This window comes from Amorphoplanes friuliensis DSM 7358, from assembly GCF_000494755.1.
Lineage (GTDB): Bacteria > Actinomycetota > Actinomycetes > Mycobacteriales > Micromonosporaceae > Actinoplanes > Actinoplanes friuliensis.
The window spans coordinates 6943920-6967746 of the sequence record NC_022657.1 but is presented as its reverse complement, the minus strand read 5'-3'; the positions used below and the strand labels follow the sequence as shown (position 1 = coordinate 6967746).

The following is a 23827-nucleotide window of genomic DNA, read 5'->3' as shown; positions in this document are numbered from 1 at the left end:
CCGATAGAGGCACTGTGGGTGCCTCGCCATCGCTGCCGGCTGAGCCGGCGCTGGTCCAGTTCGAGCCCGGCGACGCCGCCGGGCTCGAAGTGCTGGGCGAGATCGGCCGGGGCGCGCAGGCCGTCGTCCACCGCGTCCGCCACCGGGGCACCGACTACGCCCTGCGCCTGCTGCACCACGACGCCGCGCAGCACCCCGGCCAGGCCCGCGAGTTCCGCCGGCAGAGCGCCCTCCTCGCCTCGATGCAGAGCCCGGGGCTGCCCCGCGTGCACAAGGTGGGTCTGGCCGGTGGCCGCCCGTACGTGGTGATGGACCTGGTCGACGGTGAGGCGCTCGGCGCCCGGCTGACCCGCGGCCCGATCCGTGAGCGTGCCGCCGTGCAGATCGGCGCCGACGTGGCCGGCGCGCTGCGGACGGCCCACGAGCACGACCTCGTGCACCGCGACGTCAAACCGGACAACATCATCGTCACGCCCGAGGGCGCCGGCCGGCTGGTCGACTTCGGCCTGGCGGCACCGGCCGCCGGGACGACCGACGCCGTGGCCGGCACGCTCGTCTACTGCGCACCCGAGCAGTCCGGCATGCTCAACCGGCCGGTCGACGCCCGTTCCGACCTGTACGCCCTGGGCGCGGTCCTCTTCGAGTGCGTCACCGGTGCGCCGCCCTTCGCCGCGGCCGACGTCGGCGAGTTGCTGCACCTGCACGCGACTGCGCCCGTACCCGATCCCCGGGCTCTGGCTCCCGGTCTGAGCGCGACCTTCGCGGCGATCATCGTGCGGCTGCTGGCCAAGGACCCGGACGACCGTTATCAGAGTGCCCAGGGTCTGCTGGCCGACCTGCGCCGGCTCGGCGCCGAACCGGGCGCGACCTTCGCGCCGGGGAGGACGACGGGCCGGCCGCCGTGCTCGAGGCGCCGCTGACCGGCCGCGACGCGGAGCTCGAGACTCTCCGGAAGCGCTGGGCGCAGGCGGCAGCGGGCCGGGGCGGCGTCGCGGTGCTGCACGGGCCGTCCGGATCGGGCAAGACGCGCCTCGCGGCCGAGCTCGGCCGCGAGATCACCGCCGCGGGCGGGACCGTGCTGCGCGGCGGCGGCTCGCCGAGTGACCGCCGGCCGATGGCCACGCTCCGGGCGGCCGTCGACGATCACGTGCGGGGCCTGCTGCGCGGGCCCGGCGGCCGGATCGCCGCCGCCGCCCGGCTGCGAGCCGCGGCGGGACAGGGCGCCGCCCTGGTCACGAGCCTGTCGCCGGTCCTGGCCGAGCTCCTCGACGTGCCCGAGGTGGCCGGCGAGATCGGTCTCGAACGCCACTCGGCGGCCGTCGCCGACCTGCTCACCGGTCTGGCCCGCACCGGGGGGCCGGTGCTGCTGCACCTCGACGACGCCCAGTGGTACGACGACGGCACGGTCCGGGTGCTCGAGCAGCTCGCCGCCGGGCTGCCCGGCGTACCGCTGCTCGTGCTGGCCACCGTCCGTGACGATGCGTCCGCGGCCACGCTCGACCAGTTCGGCCGGGCCCGCGACACCGACATCACGCTGCCCGCTCTGACCCCGGAAGCCATCGGGGACCTGATCGGCTCGCTGTCCGGTGGCATCGGCATCGACCCGCGAGGCGCCGCCGCCATCACGATGCTGACCGGCGGCAACCCGTTCGTCGCTCTGGCGTACGCCAAGGCCGTGATGGACGCGGGCCTGCTCCTGCCGGACTGGGGCGCGTGGCAGATCGACGTCGCCGGCATCCGTGACCTGGCCCTGCCCGCGGACTCCGCCCAGCTCCTGCTGCGCCGGGCGGACGACCTCGGCCCGGAGAGCCGCCGTCTGCTGCGGGTCGCCGGGGTCATCGGCATCTCGTTCGGCCCCGGCCTGGTGGCCGAGGTCGCCGGGGTCGACCGCCGGCGGGTCCTCGACGTGCTCTCCGACGCCGGCCGCCGCGGACTCGTGGAGCACCGCGACGGTGTCCACCGCTTCCTGCACGACAGCATCCGCATCGCGCTGCTCGACGGCGTGGACGAGGACACGCTTCGCGACCTGCACCGCCGCACCGCCGACGTCCTGGACCGCCGGGACGGCGCCGACGTCTACGCCCTCGCCCGGCACTGCGCGCTGGGTGACCCGGCCGCGAACCCCGCCCGGATGCTGCGCGCCGGTCACGCCGCCGGCGCCCGCGCCCTGGCCGAGCACGCCCCGGACACGGCACTGGTCTACCTGCAGTACGCGTCCGAGGCCGCCCAGCTCGGCGGACTGCCGATGGGCAGCTCGGTCCTGCAGCTGCTCGGGGTGGCCTACCACCAGAACGGCCGGTTCGACGAGGCCATCGAGACCTTCCACGCGGCGCTCGAGCGGACCACCGACGGCACCGAACGCGCGCAGATCCATCTCATGCTCGCCCGCGTGCACGAGAGCAACTGGGGCGCCGCCGCGCAGCTGCGGGCCGTCGAGGACGGTCTCGCCGAGCTGGGCCGCCCGCTGCCGGGCAACCCGGTGCTCTCCGGGCTCGCCGGCTTCTGGCTGCTGATCATCGGGTGCCTGATCCGGGTCACCCGGCTCGGGTACGGCACGGCCAAGGATGCGCACCGCGAGCGGCTGCGCCTGCAGACGACGCTCTACCACTACGGCGCTTCCGGCAGTGTGCGCCGCTTGCAGCCCCTGAGGTCGCTGCTCTACGGCATGCGGATGGTCCACCCGACGAGCCGGCTCGGACCGTCACCGGAGCGCGCCCGCGACCTGGTCGCCCTGACCCTGGCCCTGCGCATGCTCGGCCTGCGGAGGATCTCCGACCGGATCACCCGCGGCGCGCTCGCGCAGGCCCACGAGCTCGGCGACCCCACCCTGGTCGCCCGTCTCGACTGGATGACCGCGGTCGCCGTGCACGGCAGCGGCGGCGACTCCGGCGAACGCGTCCGGCAGGTCGTCGCCGAACGCGACCGCTTCCTCGACGTCGGCCTCATCCTCGACTGCTACGCCGTGCTGGGCTGGGACTGGCTGCTCCGTGGCGAGGCCGGCGTGGCCGAGTCCGCGCGTACCGGGCGGCAGCGCTGGCTCGACGCCGGTGGGCACGCCGACCGCAGCGCCGTCGTGGCCGTCGACGCGGGCCTGCTGGCCCTGCGCGGCCGGGCCGGAGAGGCCATCGCGGCGCTGGCCCGGGCCGGCGCGGGACCCAAGGAGATCCACGAGGTCGTCGACACGATCGTCGCCCGGATGCTGTCCGCCCTCGAACGCGACGACCTCGGCACGGCCTTCGACGACGCCGTCGCCGAGTTCGAAGGGCTGGGACTGCGGGCCACCGACATCCTCCCGGCGCAGCACGGCTTCTACGTCTACCTGGCGTACGGCCGTCTGGAGCAGGCCCGCCGGGCCGCACCCGCCGAGCGCGACGCCGCCGTCGAAGCGGCCCGCCGGGCCGTCACGGCCCTCGGTCACGTCACCCGCCGCCCGATCGTCGCTGCCCACCACCGGATCACCCGGGCCGCTCTGCTCGCGCTGACCCCCGAGCACAGTGCGGAGGCCCTCCGGCTGCTGGCCAAGGCCGAGCCCCTGCTGCGCCGGGTGGATGCGCCGCTGACAGCTTTCGAGACCGCCCTGGTACGCGCCCGCGCGCTCACCGCCACCGGCAGCACCGGAGAAGCCGAACGCCAGGCGCGGATGGCCGCCGGCATCGCCGAGGCACAGGGCTGGCCGCACCGCGCCCGCCGGGTCGCCGCGGAGTTCCGGCTCGACGCGGGGCGGCGTCACCGCGTACCCGTGGTCGCCGCCCGGGGCCGGGCCGGGCAGCGCTGGGCCGCTCTGGAACAGCTCAGCCTGGCCGCGTCGCGGGTCATCGACCCCGAACGCCTCACACGGGTCGCGCTGGACGAGACCACCCGGCTGCTCGGCGCCGAACGCGCCATCCTATTCCTGATGGACGCCGACACGCAGGTGCTCACGCCGTACGTGGGTCGTGACGCCGGCGGTCAGGACCTGACCGAGCTGACGGGGTACAGCGCCACGGTCGTGGACCGGGTCCGGCACAGCCGCGAGCCGCTCGTGATCACCGGCACCGAGGAGGGCGAGGCACTCGGGGCGCAGAGCGTCGTGCAGTACGGCCTGCGCAGCATCCTCGTCGCGCCGCTCGAGCTCGACGACCGCCTGCTCGGCGTGGTCTACCTGGACAGCCGCGTCGCCAAGGGCGTTTTCACCGTCGACGACGCCGACATCCTCACCGCGATCACCCACCACATCGCCGTCGGCCTGGAGACGGCCCGCGCCGCCCAGCTCGAGGTCGCGGTGGCCGCCGCCAACCGCCAGCGGGACATCGCCGAGACGCTGCGCCGCGCGATGGCCCGGCTCACCGGCACCCTCGACCCGGAGCTGGTGCTGCGCCGGCTGCTGCTCACCGCCCGGCAGACGCCCGGCGCCAACCGCGGCTGGCTGCTGCTCGGCACGTCGGAGTCCACCGAGCTCACCGTGCTGGGCGGGCCGGTCCCGCTCACGCTGGTCCTGGCCGAGCACCCGGCCCTGCGGCCGCTGCTCGACAACCGCCAGGCAGACCTCATCTCCGGTACGCCGGCCTGGGCCGACGCGCTCTCCGACTCGACCGGGCAGAGCTGGCTGACCGTCACCCTCGACGACCGCAACGGCGCGGTGGGCGTCCTGGTGCTGTCGTCGGACCGGCCCGGGGCGTACGCCGCCGCGGACCTCGGCGTCGCGGCCGCACTGGTCGGCCAGGGCATGGTCGCCTACGACAACGCCCGGCTGTTCAGCCGCGTGAACGAGCTGGCCACCACCGACAGCCTCACCGGTGTCGCCAACCGGCGGCGGTTCTTCGAGCTGGCCGAGCGGTCCCTGACCACGGCCCGGACGGAGGACGGCCCGGTCACCGCGCTCATGGTCGACATCGACCACTTCAAGCGGATCAACGACGCGTACGGGCACCAGACCGGTGACGACGTGATCAAGGGTGTGGTCAACCGTCTGCTCGAGGGTCTGCCGGTGGCGGGTCTGGTCGCCCGGTACGGCGGCGAGGAGTTCGCGGTCCTGCTGCCCCGCGTCGACGCCGAGGGCCCGGCACTGGCCGAGGCGCTGCGGGGCGCGGTCGCCGGCACGCCGCTCGACACCCGGTCGGGGCCGATCCCGGTCACGATCAGCGTCGGGCTGGCCCGGCTGCGCCCCGGCGACACCACCGCCGACACCCTCCTGGGCCGGGCCGACGCCGGCCTCTACGCGGCCAAACAAGCCGGTCGGAACCGTGTCGTGGCTCACGACGTGGAGTAAATGCCCCATTGGTCGCGTGTTATGTGGTGGCGCTCGCGGTCGGCCTGACGAAACTCGTCGGTGGTGCCCGGTAGGCTCGCCGCGTCGTTGACAGCTGCCATTGCCGGGAGTAGTGCTTCGTGACTGCGCAACCAGAGATCCTCTACGGGGCTGATGACCTCACGCACCTCGAAGGACTCGACGCTGTCCGTAAGCGGCCGGGTATGTACATCGGCTCCACGGACAGCCGCGGTGTCAACCACCTCGTCAACGAGATCCTCGACAACTCCACCGACGAGGGTGTCGGCGGGCACGCCGAGCACGTCGAGGTCACTCTGCACGCCGACGGTTCGGTGCAGGTGGACGACGACGGCCGGGGCATCCCGACCGACATCAACGCCAAGTCCGGTCTCAACGGTGTCGAGCTCGTGCTCACCCGCCTGCACGCCGGCGGCAAGTTCGGCGGCTCCGGTTACAAGACCTCCGGCGGCCTGCACGGCGTCGGCGCGTCCGCGGTCAACGCTTTGTCGCTGCGTTTCGACGTGACGGTCAAGCGCGACGGCAAGGTGCACGAGCTGTCCTTCCAGCGTGGTGTGCCCGGCGTCTTCTCGGGTCCCGGCCCGGAGGCGTCGTTCGTGCCCGAGTCCGGCCTGCGCGTGGCCCGCAAGATGAAGCGCGGCGAGCGCACCGGCACCTCGATCCGCTACTGGTACGACTCCCGCTACTTCGAGACCGGCGCGCGTCTCGACGTCGACGTGGTGCGGGCCAAGCTGCGCAACACGGCCTTCCTGGTGCCCGGGGTGGCGTACGTCCTTCGGGACCAGACGGGCGAGGAGCCGCTCGAGGAGAAGTTCCACTATCCGCACGGACTGACGGACATGGTGGAGTTCCTCTCGCCGGCCGGCGACAAGCCCGTCTCCGGGATCCTGATGGTCGCCGGCGAGGGCACCTACAAGGAGAACGCCGCCGACGCCAACGGTGTCATGCAGTCCAACGTCTCGCGTGTGGCCCAGGTCGAGGTGGCCTTCCGCTGGGGCACCGGTTACGACCGCACGGTCGAGTCCTTCACCAACACGATCCGCAACGTGCACGGCGGCACCCACCGCAAGGGTTTCGAGCGGGCCCTGGTCCGCGCGCTGACCGAGGCCATCCGCAACGCCCGCGGGCTGCTCAAGCCCAAGGAGGACCCGCCGGTCCTGGACGATCTGCTCGAGGGCATGACCGCGGTCATCCACGTGCGGGTGCCCGAGCCGCAGTTCACCTCGCAGACCAAGGACGAGCTCTCCACCGCGGGCATCACCCGGGTCCTGCAGGGTCTGGTCGAGCAGCACCTCAAGAGCTGGATCGACGACCGGCGCACCAAGAGCGAGGCCCGGACGGTCCTGCAGAAGGTCGTCGACGCGGCCCGGGTGCGCCTCACCCAGAAACAGCAGAAGGACGCGGCCCGCCGCAAGACCGCGCTCGAGGGCGCCTCGATGCCGCCCAAGCTGGTCGACTGCCGCTCCACCGGCATCGGCCGCAGCGAGCTCTACATCGTCGAGGGTGACAGTGCGCTCGGCACCGCCCGGATGGCCCGCAGCTCCGAATACCAGGCGCTGCTCCCGATCCGCGGCAAGATCCTCAACGTCCAGAAGGCGAGCCTGCAGCAGGTCCTCGACAACGTCGAGTGCTCGGCGATCGTCCAGGTCCTCGGAGCCGGCTCCGGCCGCACCTTCGACATGAGCACGATGCGCTACGGCCGCGTCATGATCATGGCGGACGCCGACGTCGATGGCTCGCACATCCGCACGCTGCTGATCACGCTCTTCGCGAAGTACATGCGCCCGGTGATCGAGGACGGCCGGCTGTTCGCCGCGATGCCCCCGCTCCACAAGATCACGACCAAGGGCCGGAACGCCGAGACGATCTTCACGTACACCCAGCAGGAGATGGAGACCACGCTCCGCAAGCTGGAGCGCTCCGGCAAGTCGATCGCTCCCGTGAGCCGGTTCAAGGGTCTCGGTGAGATGGACGCCGACGAGCTGTGGGACACCACGATGAACCCCGCCACCCGGACGGTCCGGCGCATCACCCTGCAGGATGTCGAGCGGGCCGAGGCCACGCTCGAGTTGCTGATGGGTGAGCGCGTGGAGCCGCGGAAGAACTGGTTGATCGAGGCCGCGGGCCGCATCGACCAGGAAACGATCGACGCCTGAGGGGCTGTTACCAGACATGGCACGCCGCAAGAACGAGCAGTCCCGGGTGGACCTGTCGGCCTTCGACCAGGCCGGCGCCCGGATCATCGACAACCCGCTGACCACCGAGGTCGAGGACTCCTACCTGGAGTACGCGTACTCGGTCATCCACTCCCGTGCCCTGCCCGACGCGCGCGACGGCCTCAAGCCGGTCCACCGCCGCATCCTGTGGTCGATGCAGGAGCAGGGCCACCGCCCCGACCGGGCGTACGTGAAGTCGGCCCGCGTCGTCGGTGACGTGATGGGTAAGTACCACCCGCACGGCGACCTGGCGATCTACGACGCGATGGTCCGGCTCGCACAGGACTTCTCGCTCAACGCGCCGCTGATCGACGGGCACGGCAACTTCGGCTCACCCGACGACGGCCCGGCCGCCTCCCGGTACACCGAGGCTCGCATGTCCCGCGAGGCGATGCTGCTGGTCGGCGAGCTCGGCGAGGGCACGGTCGACTTCAAGCCCAACTACGACGGCTCCGAGCTGGAGCCCCGGGTGCTGCCCGCGGCGTTCCCCAACCTGCTGGTCAACGGCACGTCCGGCATCGCCGTCGGCATGGCGACCAACATGATCCCGCACAACCTCGGCGAGGTCGTCGCGGCCGCCCGGCACCTGATCACCACGCCGGAGGCCGACCTCGACGCGCTCATGCGGTTCGTGCCCGGCCCCGACCTGCCCACGGGCGGCCAGCTGCTCGGCCTCGACGAGGTCCGCCGGGCGTACGAGACCGGCCGCGGTGTGGTCCGCATGCGCGCCCGCGCCCAGACCGGCCCGCTCGAGGGTGGCCGCGGCCGCCAGGCGATCACCGTGGTCGAGCTGCCCTACGGCGTCGGCACCGAGAAGATCATCGAGGCCATCACCGACGAGGTGAAGGGCAAGCTCATCACCTCCGGCCCGCGCAAGGGCCAGCGCCAGCCGGCCCGCCTGCAGGGCATCGCCGACGTCAAGGACCTCACCGACCGCGAGCACGGCATCCGGCTGGTCGTCGAGTGCAAGGTCGGCGTCAACCCCCAGGCCCTGCTGGCCGACCTCTACCGCCTGACACCGCTGGAGTCGTCCTTCGGCATCAACAACCTGGTGCTGGTCGACGGTCAGCCGCAGACGCTGGGCCTCAAGGCGCTGCTCGAGGTGTTCCTGGCCCACCGCTACGAGGTGGTCACCCGGCGGACCACCCACCGGCGGACCAAGCGGCAGGACCGCCTGCACCTGGTCGACGGCCTGCTCATCGCCCTGATCGACATCGACCGCGTGGTCGCGATCATCCGGGGCAGCGACGACGCCGCGGCCGCCAAGCAGGGCCTGATGACCGAGTTCGGTCTCACCGACATCCAGGCGACGTACATCCTGGACACCCCGCTGCGCCGGCTCACCCGCTTCGACCGCATCGAGCTGGAGACCGAGCAGGAGCGCCTGCGCACCGAGATCGCCGAGCTCAGCCGCATCCTCGACAACAACGACGTGCTCAAGCAGGTCGTCTCCGACGAACTCGCCGAGGTCGCGTCGGAGTTCGGCGGCCCCCGCCGCACCACGCTGATCGACGGCGACCTCAAGGAGGTCCTCGCGGCCTCCGTGCCGGCCGGCCCGCTCGAGGTGGCCGACGACCCCTGCCAGGTCATCCTCTCCGCCACCGGCCTCATCGCCCGGACCGCCGCGGAGAGCGAGGAAGCCACCGAGGGCCGCCGCCGCAGCGGCCGCGTCAAGCACGACGCCGTCCGAGCGGTGGTCCACTCGACCGCCCGCGGCCGGGTGCTGCTGGTGACGAGCACCGGCCGTGCCTTCAAGGTCGACGTGCTGCCCCTGCCGGTCCTCCCCGAACAGTCGGGCACGGTGTCGGTCCGCGGCGGCATGTCCGCCTCCGAGCTGATCCCCCTCGAGCCGGGGGAGAAGGTCGTCGGCCTGGCCCCGCTCACCGCCGAAGGCTCACCCGGCCTCGCCCTCGGCACCCGCCAGGGCGTCGTCAAGGTGTGCGCCCCGGAGTGGCCGGTCCGCTCCGACGAGTTCGAAGTCATCACCCTCAAGGACGGCGACGAGGTCCTCGGCGCAACCTGGCTCACCGACGGCTCCGAGTCCGTCGCGTTCGTCTCCTCGGACGCGTCGATGCTGCGCTTCCCCGCCAAACTGGTCCGCCCCCAAGGCCTCAAGGGCGGCGGCATGGCCGGCATGAACCTGTCATCCGGCGCCGACGTCGTCTCGTTCAACGTCGTCAACACCACCGACGCCCAGCACGGCGAGCCGATGGTCGTCACCTCCACCGGCACCCAGGTGAAGGTCACCCCGTTCTCCACGTACCCGGCCAAGGGCCGCGCCACCGGCGGCGTCCGCGTCCAACGTTTCCTGAAGGGCGAAACCCGCCTGACGGTCTCCTGGGTCGGCCCCCGCCCGGTCGGAGCCAGCAGCACCGGCGACCCGGTCGAACTCCCGGCCACCGACCCCCGCCGCGACGGCTCCGGCGAAGCCGTCCTCATGGGCCCCCAAATCATCGGCCACCTCATCGAACGCGGCTGATACCACGAGGTCGAAGCGCGGGGCCCGACGGAAGATCCGTCGGGCCCCGCCTATTTGTGTCCGGCAATCGTTGATGTGACGCCCTGTGCAGGCGTGGTGGCGTAAAGCGTCGGCGACATGGCAGAATCAAGGTCGTCAATCTAGATCCACTGTTCATCGCATGCCGAAGATCGGCCGGCGACTGCACATACATAGTCGACCATGGCGCCGCCGGAACTCGACGCTGTTGTCGGAAGGCATGGCAGGATCGCATGGCGGCTTCTGTAGGCGGGAGAGGCAGTGACCGACTCAATCTGGACCGATGCTGTATGGCACAAGAGCTCCCGCAGCAACGGTGGTGGTCAATGTGTCGAGATCGCTGTTCACGCGGACCTGGTTGCGGTTCGTGATTCCAAGGACCCGGACGGCGCCATGCTGATCTTCCCGGCTCGGACATGGCAGTCGTTTCTCGGCTGGATCGTCGACAATGACGAACTCACCAACCTCGGCCGATGACCTTCTGATCGGCCGTCAGCTCATCCTTTCGATGATCTTTCCGAGGAAGTCGCCGAGGTCGGTGGGTCCCCCGACGGCGGCCTCTTCCAGTTTGTAGAACTCCTCCTTGTAACGGGCGATCACGTCTGCGCCCTCCCTGGCGGACACGCTGGCCGCTCTGTTCTCCAGGAACAGAAGCTCGTCGTCCTCGGGGTCGGGAAACTCCAGCATGGTGAAGCCGCCCTGCATGCCGAAGTGGAATCCCTGCGAGAACGGCATGATCTGAATGCTGACCCGGGGATACTCGTTCAGTTCCTGAAGGCGGCGCAGCTGATTGATCATGATTTTCGCGTCACGGGGCTTCAGGCCCACCCAGCGGCTGACGACTGCCTCGTCCAGAATGAAGAACATCTCCGGCGGATCATCGCGCTCCAAGATGCCTTGACGCAGCAATCGGGCTTCTGTCTGCCGTTCGATGTCGTGCTCGGTGGTGTCGGCCGACGCGTACGCATTGTTGATCGCCCGCGCGTACTCCTCGGTCTGCAGCAGGCCGGGGACAAGAAGTGGATCGCTCTGACGCAGCAGCGAAGCAGATCCCTCGTAGCTCAGGTACGCCATGAAGTCGGGAAGCAGGACATCACGGTACTGGCTCCAGGTCTGCTGCTTGCGTCCCTGCTGGGCCAGTTCGGTGAGCGTTCTGATCAACTCCGGATCCGTGACCTCGTAATGGCCCAGCAAAGCCCGGAGATCAGTTTGCGAGATCCCGACCTGGCCGTTCTCGATCCGCAGGAGTTTGGACGGTGACCAGCCGAGCTCGTCGGCGACCTGTTTCTGGGTGAGTCCCGTCTCTGACCTGGCTCGGCGTAGCTCGACCCTCAAGCGACGTCGCTGCACCGTGGGATCGAGGTGTTGCTCCATGACCGACAGTCCCCCTGCGTGGGTTATTGGTGTACATCGTGGGTTCAATCTTGCAACTTACGTATAGTGAGCAACAAACAGCTGGTAGCAGATTGAAGGTAACCGCGTGCGTGTAGCGGTTGGCTGGCATCGGACGATACTCTAGACGAACAGCTACCAGCTACCTGCACCTGCAAGTCGCCGCATACCAAGTGCGACCTCCCACCGGAGACTACCTGTCCACCGTCGTGGGTACCTGCAAATCGGGCCTGCTTTGATCCGCGTCCCACCCGCCGATCAAGACGAGCCCCCGAGGTGTCCAGCTTCGAGACCGGAGTCAGCGTGACCAGGACGCCAGAGTCAGATCGAGAGACGACGGGCCTGCCCACCGAACCGAGGCCCACCGGCTCGGAATCTCGGCGCCCCTGGACGGATCGCCTGCGACGGTTTCTGCCGCGATCCGGAAAGGCCGACGGCGTCGACGGCCAAGCCATCGAGAGGCTGGATCAGCCCGACGAGGTGTTGCCCGCCGATGCCACCGAGGGCGTCGCAAAGCCCGGTGCCTGGCAGCCCTTGCCCGTGCAGCCGCCCGAAGCGGAGCCTTCGGCCTCGCCGACCCGTGGTCCGGCCTGGTTGCTCGCCGTGCTCGACTTCATCGAGCGAGCCACCGGCCGCACCACCTCGCTCCGCGAGCACCTGACGATGTTCATCGTCTACGTCTTGATGATTCTGCTGACCGTCGCGGTTGTCATCGGTGGTGCCGTCGTCCTGGTCGTCAACGTCATCTCGATCGGCACGTGGCCGGGAATCACGTCGATCGTTGTTCTCGCGGCATCGGCCGGCGGCGCAGTGTTTGTCAAACGGGCCCAGCGGGATGCGACGCCTCCGGCGACGGGGCCTACTTCAGGTTCCACGGCGACGGAGTCGACGTCACCGGATGCCACGGAGGCGGGGGAGTCGCCGAAGAGCTGACTTCAGCGGGTACTGAGCCACCGGGTGACGAGCCGGGTGACACGCGGCTGGCTCCACCAACTACCGACACACGTGAGCGCCAGGGTTCCCGAGGCGATCAGCACAGTGGACAGAAAGCTGGATCGATCCCCGAGCAACGAACGCACCACGACGGCACAGACGATGAGTGAGGTTGCTGCGAGGGCTGAAGACGTCATCAAGCCTGCCAGCAACAGGGCGGGTCGTATCCGTACCGTCGGCTTTTTCGTGGCAGCCCTGGGCTGGTGAGTCGTGCCGTCCGTCGCCGATTCCGCAGGATGCGAATAGGTCGGCATGCGGTCGAGTCTAGCCAGATCACCTGAATAAGGCGACGTTGATCTATGGTCCGCCACGACACCACCCCCTTGCATCTGTGATTCAACTAGTTGTCACCAGTAAAGGCCACGCGTGACGCAGTGTTTCCCTCCATGGTGCCGAATGCTGTCCGAATGGCTTGCCTGTCCCGTCCTGCCGGGCGGTGCCGGTGCCGCCCGGCAGAATCAGGTCGGCCACGTCCGAGTCACGGAGATTCTGTCCCGCTGAGCCGGCCCGGCGGCAGACGTCGTCCACAGACGAAGAGCAGCAGATCCTGCGCCGACCCGCGGACCGGTGTTCCGGTGCCGTGAGTCCAATTCACATCGGTGGCCTGCAACTGGAGGCCGTCGAGTTCGGTACCGAAGAACTTGATGTTTCTCGGCTTCATGCCGGTGAGGACCAGGGCCACTCGCTCGGGCGGCACGCGGCGGTCCAGGCCGAGTCCGACTGTGACGTCGAGACCATGGATCACCTGGTGCGCAAGTGCGCCGTGGGTTCCGCCGCCGGGTGGCTTCCAGCGGTGGTCGATGTTCTGACGCATGCAGGCCAACAGGTCGGCTGCCGACAGTTGAAGAGCGTCGTGACGGGCGGTGGTGTCGGCCATTCGATTGAAGTCGCCGCGGGCCTTTGCCAGGTCGAGCATCGTGCGGCCGAGCGAGGCCCGGAACGGCATGGTGAGATGGGCGACGACCTCGCGTACCCGCCAGCCCTCGCACAGGGTGGGTGCGTCCCACTGGTCGGGGCGCAACCCGGCGAGTAGGTCGGCCTGCTCAGTGCGTTCCGCGATCAATGCTTTCCGAAGGTCCATGCCAGGTATACGCGCCGGCGGGCCGGAACTGATCGGGCTACCAGGTCGGGCGTAGGCGACCGGGTGTGGCCAGGAGGGACAGGTCGGCGCGGAGGGCGGCGAGGCGCTTCGGACCGAGGGTGTCTGCCCAGGGGCGGAGCACCTCGGTCGCTGCTTCGTCGGCGGCGCGGGTGCAGGCCCAGCCCTTCGCGCTGAGGACGATGAGGCGGGCGCGGGCGTCCTCCGGGTGGGGGCGGCGCTCCACGTAGCCCTTGGTGACGAGTTCCTCGACCATCTGGCTGGCGGCCTGCTTCGTCACGTCGAGATGCTCGGCGAGCTGCCCCACCGTTGCGCCGTCCCCGGCCAGACGGGCGAAGGCGAAGCCGTGGGCCGGCCGGATGTCGTCGAAGCCCCGGGCCCGGACGCCCGCATCGACGCCGTCCACCAAGCCGCGGGCGGCGCTCAGCAGGAGCACCGGCAGGTCGAGGAGATCACGTTCCACCGGGCCAGTTTGACAGACAGGTCAAGCTGCTTGACTATTTAGTCAAGTAGCTTGACCAATTGAGGAGATCACGATGTCGGTAATCCGTGAGCACCAAGCCGTCGCCCATCAACTGCACGGGGCGACCTTCCACTCGTTTGTTGCGCCCTCGTCGGGCAGTGCCGAGCTCTGCGCCTGGCGGTTGGACATTGCCGCCGGCACGGTCGGTGTGCCGCATCGGGTCAGCCGGGAGGAAATCCTGCTGATCATGTCCGGCGAGATCATGGCGACCGTCGACGGGGCGGCCACCACGGTCCGGCCCGGTGAGGTCATCTTTGTGCCCGCGGGCGCGTCGTTCGGCGTCGACAACACTTCCGGGGGGCCGGCGTCCGCCTGGGTGACCACAACGGTCGGGCTCGAAGCCACCCTCGCGGACGGTTCGTCGATCAGCCCGCCCTGGGTGCGCTAGGCGTTCCGTCCACGGGCAGCGCAAGGTCACCACAACATCGTTGAAGTTGGGCCTGCAAGGGTGTCCACCGCGACGTGATCGGTTGGCCCCGCCGACTGACAGCTCCACACCAACGAGGTCCTCATGTCCCGCGAAGCGGTGGGCCGGCCGGCCCCGGGCCGAGGTTTTGGAGCGGATGCGCGCCACCAACCGCACACAACACCGAACGGCTCGACCCGGCGCAGGGCCCTCGCATGACGCTTGCGAAGGCCCAACATCGGTGAAGTTGGGCCTGCAATCGGGCGTGCCTGCGTCACGGTGGAGGAGACCCTAGGACCTGACGGCCTCGAGGCGGGTCATCGTGGCGGAGTCGAGGTCGAGGTCGGCCGCGGCGAGGTTCTCGGCCAGGTGCTCCGGGTCGGCGGAGCCGGCGATGAGCATCGTGTTCGGGGAGTGGTTGAGCTGCCAGGCCAACCCGACCTGCGTTGCCGTGACGCCCAGGTCCGCCGCGACCGCCAGCACGACCGGGTCGTCCACAACCTTCGGGAGGTTGAACGGCGGACCGCCGTCGCCCAGCGGGAAGTAGGGCACCCAGGCCACTTCTGCCTCCCGGCAGGCGGTCAGCAGCGGCTCGTCCGAGCGGTCGAGCAGGTAGTAGAGGTTCTGGACGCACGTGATTCCGGCCGGCAGTGCGGCCTCGAACTGGTTCTGGCGCACGTGGCTGAGGCCGATGGCCCGGATCTTGCCTTCGTCGCGCAGGGCTGTGAGTTCGGCGAGCTGGTCTTCCAGGGGTACGGACTGGTCGCCCGACGCGAGGAGGCCGGGGCGGAAGTCCATGCGGCGGAGGTTGACCACGTCCAGGTATTCAGTGCCGAGGGACTTCAGGTTGGCCTCGACCGCCTCGCGCAGCTCGTGGGGTTGCTGTGCGGCGGTCATCGGGGCCGGGCCGCCGGTGATCGGGCGGGCGCCGGCCTTCGTGGCCAGGATGACCTCGTCGCGCCGTCCCTGGAAGGCCGCGTGCAGGAGGTGGTTGGCCAGTCCGGCGTCGTAGAACTCGGCGGTGTCGAAGTGCCGGATCCCGAGGTCGTAAGCGTGGTGCAGCACCCCGATCGCCGCCGTCTCGCCCAGCTCCGCAGTGCGGGATGCGAGCCGTCGCAACCCGTATCCGATGCGCGGGACCGGGCGGCCGGCCAGGGGGTAGGTCATGCGTGTCTCCTCGGCAGCAGTGTTGACATTTCAACAGTGCTGGCAAGGTGTTGAAATGTCAACAGAGGTGCGTCAGGATCTCCCGCAGAGCCTCGCGCTGGGCGGGGGTGAGCTTTCCCGTCAGGTGCCGGTCGACCGCTGCGGCCAGGTGAGGCTGGGCGGCGGTGATGACGTCCTGCCCGGGCGCGAGCATGACGATCTCCACGCCGTTGCGGAGGCGCTCGCGGGACACGTACCCGCGTGACTCCATCCGGGTGAGCAGGTGGGACAGGCGGCCGCGGTCCCAGCCGGTCGCCGCGGCGAGAGAATTCTGGCGCAGCCGGCCGCCGGCCTCGTTGACCTGGACCAGCACGGTGAGCTCGGGCTCCGACAGCCCGCTGCCCGCGGTCACCTCGGCGACCACGTTGCTGCGGACCATTTCACCGGTACGTTTCCAGAACAGCCACAGGCTCACGTCGTCCCGGGCATCCGCTGGCATGACCCCCAAGTTACGGGATCAGCCCGGCGATACGGCGTACGAGCCCTTGCCGTCGCGCTTGACCGCGTACATCGCGTGGTCGGCTTCGCGGAGGAGGGCCTCGGCGTCGTGGAGGTCCGGGCGGGCGAAGGCGATGCCGACGCTGGCGCCGACCTGGGCTACCCCTCCGTCGACGGGGACCGGGGCTTCGACCTCGCGGACGATGCGGGCGGCGATCTCCAACGGGTCACCGCCGGGCAGGGATGACAGCAGGACCGCGAACTCGTCGCCGCCGATGCGGGCGACCGTGTCGGTTTCGCGGACGCAGGCGCGCATGCGGTCGGCGATCACTTTGAGGAGCGCGTCGCCGGCGGCGTGGCCGTACGCGTCGTTGACCGGCTTGAAGTCGTCGAGGTCGATCAGCATGACGACCACGGGACCGTCCGCCGCCAGCGCCGCGTCCAGCCGCTGGGAGTAGAGCTGACGGTTCGGCAGGCCGGTGAGGCCGTCGTGGAAAGCCTGGTGCTGGAGGCGGGCCGCGAGGGTGTCGCGTTGCTCCAGCGACTGGTGCAACCGGCTCAGCAGCAGAGCGTTCTCCCGGAACGCGTCGAGCTGGCGGAGCACGACCAGCAACGTGCTGATCGCGGCGCCGGCGAGGGCGATCGGGATGGTGGCCGTCTCCTGTCGCCAGATCGCCACGGTCAGCAGGCCGTACGTGACGACGATCGCGCCGTACGGCAGCGGGCTGTACGGACGCCGGCGACGGCGGGTCTCCAGAGCCGACGGGTTGTGGAGCACCTGGAGATGCGTGATGCGGACCGCGATCGTCAGCATCGCGTGCGCGGTGATCGTCAGGGCCAGGAACCAGTGCAGCTGCTCGGGGCCGAGGCCGTCCGCGCCGGACTTGAGCGCCGCCGCGGCGGTGCCGATCAGGGCGCAGGAGCGGGTGAAGAGTGTGGTGCCGGACATCGTCAGCTTCACGACGACGAACACGCAGAGGAGCAGGACGACCGGGCCCATCAGCACCGGCGCGGCGGCGTCGAGCAGGGCGGCCGGGTGGTCGGGGACGATCAGGGACCAGCCGACGACCACGGCCGCGACCATGACCGTCGCGACGTCCAGCCAGAAGCGGAGGCGTTCGCGGCGGGTGGTGAGTCCGAGCGGTGCGGTGAGCAGCGTGATCATCAGCCAGGCGCTGCCGGCCGAGAGGGTGGCCACCTGGATCTTGCCGCCGGTCGCGGCGGTGGCGAGGGCCGGGTGGGAGGCCGCTTCGACGATCTGCGCCAGGTCGCCGATGAGGTAGACGATCGCGCCGGCGAGGACGGCACGCCAGAACCTCCGGGCGACGGCGGGCAGTCCGGGCGTACGTGTGAAGGAGCGGGTGATCCCGATGAGGCAGATGTGCACTGCCGCAACAAAAACCCAGGCGGTCACGACCTGGGCGGTGCGGCTCGCGGGTGCTGTCGCGTACCAGAGAACGAGGCCGGCGGTCGTGGCACACAGGGCGAGCAGCAGTCGATCACGGCGTAAGCCGGTCAGGATCTGTCTCATCACGCCTGCCTGTGGTCGCTCCACCGCCTCCCGGGCAGGAGACACAGGCACCATCGGCGGGACGCCGCCGTTCTCAAGCGAACGACGGCGTCCTGCGACGAAGAGCACTGAGCCAGGATAGGGGGTAACCCATCCACTGCGATCTACTTCGACGGCTCCGGGATGTCGCAGGTGATTTTCGGGTTGACGCCCAGCCAGTTGAGCGGGCCGGCGACCACCGTGACGACGACCGTGCCGGCCTCGGCACAGCTGGCGTCGCCGGTGTCCTTGAAGTAACCACGCTCGAACGCGGCGACGGCGCCGAGGACGAGCCAGATGATGACGATGACTCCGCCGATTGATCCTGCGCGCATCGGGGCTCCTATGTCGTGGGGGGACTGGCCGCGAGATACCCCAAATGCTTCGATCTTTAAACGGCGTTGCGGACCGCCTGCAGCGTGTACGAGTGCGGAAGCCGTTCCGGGCGGTCCGTGAGCTGCCATTCGCCGTTGTCCAACTGGTGCATGTGACCCCGGAGCGCCTCCCACGGCACCGAGGTGTGCTCGACGAGCCCGGTCACGCTCAGACCGGCGTCGAGCAGGGCGGTCACGATCTCGCCGAGGCCGTGGTTCCACTCGTGGGTGGTGTTGTGGGTGAAAACGGCGTCGGTCTCGACGTAGGTGCCGCCCTCGTTCCAGATCTGCGGCTCCGCCTGCTCGAAGTAGGAGTAGTCGAGCGCGAGCGTCCCGCCGGCGGGCAGCGGGTCGGCGAGCGCCCACAGGATCGGGTGGCCCTCGCGGAGGAAGAGGCGGCCGCCGGGGCGCAGCAGGTCGGCGACGACCCGCGCCCACCCCCGGATGTCGGGCAGCCAGCACAGCGCGCCGATCCCGGTGTAGACGAGGTCGAAGCCGCCGCGGCCCAGCTTGTCGGCGGCGCTGTAGAGCTCGGACTCGACGAACTCGACCGGGTTGCCCGCGAGCCCTGAGATGCGGCGTGCCTCGGCCAGCGAGGCGGAGGAGAAGTCGACGCCGGTCATGGTGGCGCCGAGGCGGGCCAGTGAGACCGTGTCGGTGCCGATGTGGCACTGCAGGTGCACGCCGCGCAGGCCCTTGACGTCGCCGAGCAGCGGGAGGTCGAAGCGGACCACGTCGCTCAGGTGCTCGGGGTCGGCGGCAAAATCGGTCACCCGGTAGTCGGCGGACGCGGCGTGGGCCCGCGCCCGCTCGTCCCAATTGGCCCGGTTGAGGTCGCGATAGTCGGTCACGGCGCGACGCTATCGCAGCTCCGGGCCGGTCCGCGTGGTGGTTTCCGTGCCGCCCGTGCCACATGATGTCAGTGGCATAGCGTTAGATGGCAGGTCGACAGGGCTGAATGTGAAGGTGGTAGAGGTTGGAGACCAGGCGTACGACGGTGCGGGATGTCCGCCGCGCGAACCGGGCCAGCCTGCTCACGGACCTGTTCCACGGCGGCCGGCAGAGCCGGCAACAGCTCGGTGACACGACGGCGCTGAGCCAGGCGAGCGTGAGCAACCTGATCGGCGAGATGATCGACGAGGGTCTGGTCGAGGAGGCCGGCCTGGTCGGTTCGGACGGCGGGCGGCCCCGCGCGCTCCTGCGCGTCGCCCCCGGGTACGGCTACGTCGTGGGCGCCGACGTCGGTGAGACACGGGTCCTGGTGGAGCTGTACGACCTGGCCATGTCGCGTCTGGGTGTCGCGCAGTATTCGCTCGGCACCGGCGGCCCCGACCCGGAGGTGGCGGCGGCAAAGCTGCTCGAGGGTCTCGACTCGGTTGTCGCCGAGGCCGGCATCGCCCGCTCGGAGGTGCTCGGTTACGGCGTCGGTGTCGCCGGGGTCGTGGATCAGACCGGCGGCTCGCCGGTGGTCCACTCGCAGACGACCGGCTGGGACGCCGTTCCGCTGGGCGACATGCTCGCGGCCGGCACCGACGTGCAGATCTTCGTGGAGAACGGTGCGAAGACCGTCGGCCAGGCCGAGATGTGGTTCGGCGCGGGCCGGGGCGCCCGGCACGCGGTGATAGTCATGGTCGGGACCGGCGTCGGTGCGGCCGTCGTGATGGACGGGCGCAGCTACCGCGGCGCGTTCAGCAACGCGGGGGAGTGGGGCCACACCACCCTGGTGTACGACGGGGACGTCTGCCGGTGCGGTGCCCGGGGGTGCCTCGAGGCGTACATCGGCGCGGAGAAGGTCATCGCCCGGCTTGCCGCGGCGACCGGGCAGCAGCCGGAGCCGAAACTGCTCAGCCGGATGCTGGCCGCCGACGGCGCGCTGGAGGGTGAGGCCGCCGACATCATCGCCGAGACCGTCGGCTATCTGGGTGCGGGCATCGCGGGGCTGGTCAATCTCTTCTCCCCGGAGCGCATCGTGCTCGGTGGCCCGGCCGGTTTGGCGTTGGGAGAGCGCTTTCTTCCCGACATTCGGGCCGCAGCCGCACGAAACGCCCTGAAGCAGCCGTACTCGCGGACCCGGATCGATCTCTGCCAGCTCGGCCCCGACGCCGTGGCGATGGGGGCGGCCACGCTGCCGATCGCTCGGCTGCTCGCCGACGGCGGCCTGCCGGTCACGTCGGGGCAGGCGGCGCCGCTGTCGCGCGCCGCCCACCGCCGCTCGATGAGCCGGGGCCGTCACTGAGAACGAGCACCGGCCCGGACAGATGAAAGGCCCGGCCGGAGCCGGGCCGTTCATCTCCCCCGATCAGGAACCGCGGACGCGGCTGATCGTGTCGCGGAACCAGAGTGCGGACTGCTTCGGCGTACGCACCTGGGTGTCGTAGTCGACGTGCACGATGCCGAACCGCTTCGCGTAGCCCTCGGCCCACTCGAAGTTGTCCATCAGCGACCACGCGAAGTAGCCCTGGATGTCGGCACCCTGCTCGATCGCCGCCGCCACCGCGGCGATGTGCTCGGCGAGGTAGGACGTGCGGTCGTCGTCCGCGACGTACCCGGAGGCGTCGGCGGTGTCGTCGAACGCGGCGCCGTTCTCCGTGATGACGATCGGCAGACCCGGGTAGTCGCGGTGCAGCCGGACCAGCAGCTGGGTGAACCGCTCCGGCGTGATCGGCCAGTTCATCGCCGTACGCGGGCGGTCGAGCTCGACACCGCGGACGACCGGGTGACCGTCGGCGTCCTCGGTGTTGCCGTTCTCGTCGGTGCCGCTGAAGTCCTGCCCGAAGTAGAAGTTCACCCCGAGCACCTCGAACGGCGTCGAGATGATCTCCAGGTCGCCGTCCTGCACCGGGAACGCCGTGTTGCGGGCGGCCAGGTCCTCGACCATGTCGGCCGGGTACTCGCCCTTGCGCAGCGGGTCGAGGTAGATCCGCAGGCCCATGCCGTCGGCGCGACGGGCGGCGTCCCGGTCCAGCTGCGTGTCGGTGGCGGGGTCGGCCGTACCCATGTTGAGGGTGATGCCGAACTTCATCTCCCGCGTCGCCGCGGCCTTCATCCGCTGGGTCGCGAGACCGTGACCGAGCAGCAGGTGGTGCACGGCCGCGATGGCGGCGTCGAAGTCCTTGCGCCCGGGGGCGTGCACGCCGACGTTGTAGCCCAGCCACGCCGAGCACCACGGCTCGTTCAGCGTCGTCCAGTTGTCGACCCGGTCGCTGAGCTTGTCGAAGACCAGCATCGCGTAGTCGGCAAAACGGTACGCGGTGTCGCGGTTCGGCCAGCCGCCCGCGTCCTCGAGCTCCTGCGGCAGATCCCAGTGGTAGAGCGTCACCCACGGGTCGACGCCGGCGGACAACAGCTCGTCGGTCAGCCGGTCGTAGAACGCCAGGCCGGCCTCGTTGACCGGGCCCTTGCCACCGGGCTGCACCCGCGGCCACGCCACCGAGAAGCGGTAGGTGTCGACACCGAGACTCTTGATCAGCGCGACGTCCTGCGGCATCCGGTGGTAGTGGTCGCACGCGACATCGCCGTTGTCGCCACCCACCACGGCGCCGGGGACACGGCAGAACGTGTCCCAGATGGACGGTGTCCGGCCGTCCTCGGCCGGTGCGCCCTCGATCTGGTACGAGGACGTGGCAACGCCCCACTTGAACGACGGGGGCAGCGCGGCGGTGGGCAGGAGCAGACCGGAGGCAGAGCTGGCGGTGGGGTTCATGGTTCTCCTGAGGAGCGGGGATGGGTACGAGGACGGCCCCGGCGGTAAGGCCGGGGCCGTCGGTGTCGGTGTTTCAGCTGACGGGCTGCTTGACCGGGTGCAGCCAGCAGGCGACCGTGCGTGTCGCCCCGTCGGGGGTGTCCGGGTTGCCGAGGACCGGGATGTTGTCCGCGCAGGGGTCGAAGGCCTTCGGGCAGCGCGGGTGGAACGAGCAGCCGGTCGGCATGCCCTTGAGGTCCGGCGGTGATCCGGGGATGCCGGTGAGCTCGCGGCGCGGCCCGCGCAGGGCGGGGAACGACCCGAGCAGACCCGCACTGTACGGGTGCAGCGACTCCCGGTAGAGCGTGGACGCCTGCGCCTCCTCGACGATCCGGCCGCCGTACATGATGGCGATGCGGTTCGAGAACTCCACCAGCAGCGACAGGTCGTGCGTGATGAAGATGACCGAGAAGCCGAGCCGCTCGCGCAACTCGATGAGCTGACCCAGGATCTGCCGCTGCATCACCACGTCGAGCGCCGTGGTGGGCTCGTCCATGATGACGACCTGCGGCTGCAGGATCAGCGCCATGCCGATCATCACGCGCTGCCGCATGCCGCCGGAGAGCTGGTGCGGGTAGGCGTCCATCCGGTCCGGCGAGATGCCGACCAGCTTGAGCATCTCCCGCGCCCGGGCGGTGCGGCTGTGCGACGACATCTGCGGCTCGTGCGCCGCGAGGACGTCCGTGAGCTGGGTGGAGATCTTGTGCACGGGGTTGAGGGAGTTCATCGCGCCCTGGAAGACGATCGCCGTCTCGGCCCAGCGGAACGCCTGCAGTTCCTTGTCGCTGAGCCCGAGGACGTCGTACGCGTCGCCCTTCTCCGGGTGGTAGATGACCTGCCCGCCGCTGACCACTCCCGGCGGGGCGAGCAGCCGGGTGAGGCCGTACGCCAGGGTGGACTTGCCCGAGCCGGACTCGCCGGCCAGGCCGAGCACCTCACCGCGGTGCAGCGTGAGGTTGACGTCGCGGACGGCGTGCACGGCCTGGTCACCCAGTCCGTAGTCCACGTTCAGGTTCTTGATCTCGAGAACCGGCTCGCTCACTGTGCCGCCTCCTTGCTGCGGTTCACCGGGGTCGGCTTGCCGCCGATGACCGGGATCGGGCTGGCGTGGGTGTGCGGCGCCGCCGAGTTGTCGAGGACCGGGGTGAAGCCGACGCGCATCCGGACGGTACGACCCGAGGCGGTCTTCACCTTGGTCTTGCCCATGCTGCGCAGGCGGGGGCTGACGAACTCGTCGATACCGAAGTTGATCAGCGAGAGGGCGGTGCCCAGGAACGCGATCGCGAGACCGGCCGGGACGAACCACCACCACGCCCCCTGGGCCAGCGCCTGCTGGCTCTGCGCCCAGAAGAGGATCGTGCCCCAGTTCCACGAGGACACCGAGCCGATGCCGATGAACGCGAGGGTGATCTCCGAGGTGACCGCGAAGATGACCGTGCCGACGAAGCCGGACGCGATGATCGCCGTGAGGTTGGGCAGGATCTCGAAGATCACGATGCGCCAGGTCGACTCGCCGTTGGCCCGGGAGGCCTCGATGTAGTCGCGTCTGCGCAACGACAGTGTCTGGGCTCTCAGCACCCGGGCGCCCCAGGCCCACGACGTGAAGCCGATGATCAGGGCGACCAGGGTGTCACCACCACCCGGGACCGCCGCCGTCACGATGATGATCAGCGGCAGCGCCGGGATCACCAGGAAGACGTTGGACAGCGCCGAGAGGCTGTCGTCCCAGCCGCCGCCGAGGTAGCCGGCGGTGACACCGATGAGCACCGACAGCAGCGTGGCGAGCACGCCGGCGGCCAGGCCGACCAGCATGACGGCCCGCGTACCGACCAGGATCTGGCTGAAGATGTCCTGGCCCAGGTGGGTGGTGCCGAACCAGTGGTCCGCCGACGGCGGCGCCACGAACTGGTCACCGCGGGCGTCCGGGTCGTACGGAGCGACCCAGGGACCGATGATCGCGAAGAGCAGGTAGATACCCAGGACGATGATGCCGGTCGCGGCCTTGCGGTTGGAGACGAACCGGAACCGCCGGCGCTTCTCCTTCTTGGGCTTGGCCGGCTCGGGCTGGGCCATCGCGCCCTGGCCGGGGATGACCTGGTCGATGCTGGAGGTGGGAATGGTCACCT

General features: G+C 70.1%; 19 protein-coding genes. 8 read left to right on the top strand and 11 right to left on the bottom strand.

The window, feature by feature from the left end:
* The first annotated feature begins 14 nt into the window (after positions 1-14).
* From AFR_RS32180 to AFR_RS32160, 5 genes are all read left to right on the top strand, one after another.
* Positions 15-920 (top strand): serine/threonine-protein kinase, encoded by a 906-nt coding sequence (locus AFR_RS32180; protein ID WP_052359524.1) that lies wholly within the window; start codon positions 15-17, stop codon positions 918-920.
* Positions 902-5248, top strand: a complete 4347-nt coding sequence (locus AFR_RS46910) for a diguanylate cyclase (RefSeq protein WP_041841303.1) — start codon at positions 902-904, stop codon at positions 5246-5248. Before AFR_RS32180 ends, AFR_RS46910 begins: the two co-directional genes overlap by 19 nt.
* 119 nt (positions 5249-5367) lie before the next feature.
* Positions 5368-7422 carry a DNA gyrase/topoisomerase IV subunit B gene (locus AFR_RS32170; protein ID WP_041841302.1) on the top strand — a complete coding sequence of 685 codons (2055 nt, stop codon included), beginning with the start codon at positions 5368-5370 and terminating at the stop codon, positions 7420-7422.
* A 16-nt stretch (positions 7423-7438) separates the two neighbouring features.
* On the top strand, positions 7439-9961 hold the full coding sequence (locus AFR_RS32165; RefSeq protein ID WP_023560998.1) for a DNA gyrase/topoisomerase IV subunit A: 2523 nt from the start codon (positions 7439-7441) through the stop codon (positions 9959-9961).
* Between the two features lie 279 nt (positions 9962-10240).
* On the top strand, positions 10241-10456 hold the full coding sequence (locus tag AFR_RS32160; protein ID WP_023560997.1) for a DUF397 domain-containing protein: 216 nt from the start codon (positions 10241-10243) through the stop codon (positions 10454-10456).
* Between the two features lie 15 nt (positions 10457-10471).
* On the opposite strand, the gene AFR_RS32155 is transcribed toward AFR_RS32160, so the two are convergent.
* A complete protein-coding gene (locus AFR_RS32155) occupies positions 10472-11353 on the bottom strand; it encodes a helix-turn-helix domain-containing protein (RefSeq protein WP_023560996.1) in 882 nt (293 codons plus the stop codon).
* A gap of 294 nt (positions 11354-11647) precedes the next feature.
* On the opposite strand from AFR_RS32155, the gene AFR_RS32150 reads away from it, so the two are divergent.
* A complete protein-coding gene (locus tag AFR_RS32150; RefSeq protein WP_148308125.1) occupies positions 11648-12304 on the top strand; it encodes a hypothetical protein in 657 nt (218 codons plus the stop codon).
* 538 nt (positions 12305-12842) lie between these two features.
* On the opposite strand, the gene AFR_RS32145 is transcribed toward AFR_RS32150, so the two are convergent.
* Together AFR_RS32145 and AFR_RS32140 are read right to left on the bottom strand one after the other, a co-directional pair.
* The gene (locus AFR_RS32145) at positions 12843-13445 is read right to left on the bottom strand and encodes a maleylpyruvate isomerase family mycothiol-dependent enzyme (protein WP_041841301.1); all 603 of its coding nucleotides are present in this window, start codon (positions 13443-13445) and stop codon (positions 12843-12845) included.
* Between the two features lie 37 nt (positions 13446-13482).
* Complete coding sequence (locus AFR_RS32140; protein ID WP_023560993.1) at positions 13483-13926, bottom strand: MarR family winged helix-turn-helix transcriptional regulator; 444 nt, start codon at positions 13924-13926, stop codon at positions 13483-13485.
* Between the two features lie 73 nt (positions 13927-13999).
* On the opposite strand from AFR_RS32140, the gene AFR_RS32135 reads away from it, so the two are divergent.
* A complete protein-coding gene (locus AFR_RS32135) occupies positions 14000-14374 on the top strand; it encodes a cupin domain-containing protein (protein WP_023560992.1) in 375 nt (124 codons plus the stop codon).
* A 309-nt stretch (positions 14375-14683) separates the two neighbouring features.
* Here the strand turns inward: AFR_RS32135 and AFR_RS32130 are convergent, their stop codons facing one another.
* From AFR_RS32130 to AFR_RS32110, 5 genes are all read right to left on the bottom strand, one after another.
* Positions 14684-15559 carry an aldo/keto reductase gene (locus tag AFR_RS32130; protein ID WP_023560991.1) on the bottom strand — a complete coding sequence of 292 codons (876 nt, stop codon included), beginning with the start codon at positions 15557-15559 and terminating at the stop codon, positions 14684-14686.
* Between the two features lie 58 nt (positions 15560-15617).
* Complete coding sequence (locus AFR_RS32125; protein ID WP_052359523.1) at positions 15618-16037, bottom strand: MarR family winged helix-turn-helix transcriptional regulator; 420 nt, start codon at positions 16035-16037, stop codon at positions 15618-15620.
* A gap of 18 nt (positions 16038-16055) precedes the next feature.
* On the bottom strand, positions 16056-17567 hold the full coding sequence (locus AFR_RS44170) for a GGDEF domain-containing protein (RefSeq protein ID WP_023560989.1): 1512 nt from the start codon (positions 17565-17567) through the stop codon (positions 16056-16058).
* Positions 17568-17710: 143 nt separating this feature from the next.
* Positions 17711-17920 (bottom strand): hypothetical protein, encoded by a 210-nt coding sequence (locus AFR_RS32115; RefSeq protein WP_023560988.1) that lies wholly within the window; start codon positions 17918-17920, stop codon positions 17711-17713.
* A 56-nt stretch (positions 17921-17976) separates the two neighbouring features.
* Complete coding sequence (locus tag AFR_RS32110; protein WP_023560987.1) at positions 17977-18810, bottom strand: class I SAM-dependent methyltransferase; 834 nt, start codon at positions 18808-18810, stop codon at positions 17977-17979.
* 125 nt (positions 18811-18935) lie between these two features.
* Here AFR_RS32110 and AFR_RS32105 point away from each other — a divergent pair, with 125 nt between their 5' ends.
* The gene (locus tag AFR_RS32105) at positions 18936-20195 is read left to right on the top strand and encodes an ROK family protein (RefSeq protein WP_041841300.1); all 1260 of its coding nucleotides are present in this window, start codon (positions 18936-18938) and stop codon (positions 20193-20195) included.
* Positions 20196-20258: 63 nt separating this feature from the next.
* Here the strand turns inward: AFR_RS32105 and AFR_RS32100 are convergent, their stop codons facing one another.
* From AFR_RS32100 to AFR_RS32090, 3 genes are all read right to left on the bottom strand, one after another.
* Positions 20259-21662, bottom strand: a complete 1404-nt coding sequence (locus AFR_RS32100; RefSeq protein WP_023560985.1) for a GH1 family beta-glucosidase — start codon at positions 21660-21662, stop codon at positions 20259-20261.
* 73 nt (positions 21663-21735) lie between these two features.
* Positions 21736-22743 (bottom strand): ABC transporter ATP-binding protein, encoded by a 1008-nt coding sequence (locus tag AFR_RS32095; RefSeq protein WP_023560984.1) that lies wholly within the window; start codon positions 22741-22743, stop codon positions 21736-21738.
* Complete coding sequence (locus AFR_RS32090; protein WP_023560983.1) at positions 22740-23825, bottom strand: ABC transporter permease; 1086 nt, start codon at positions 23823-23825, stop codon at positions 22740-22742. The genes AFR_RS32095 and AFR_RS32090 overlap by 4 nt, the downstream gene beginning before the upstream one ends.
* Positions 23826-23827 lie beyond the last annotated feature (2 nt).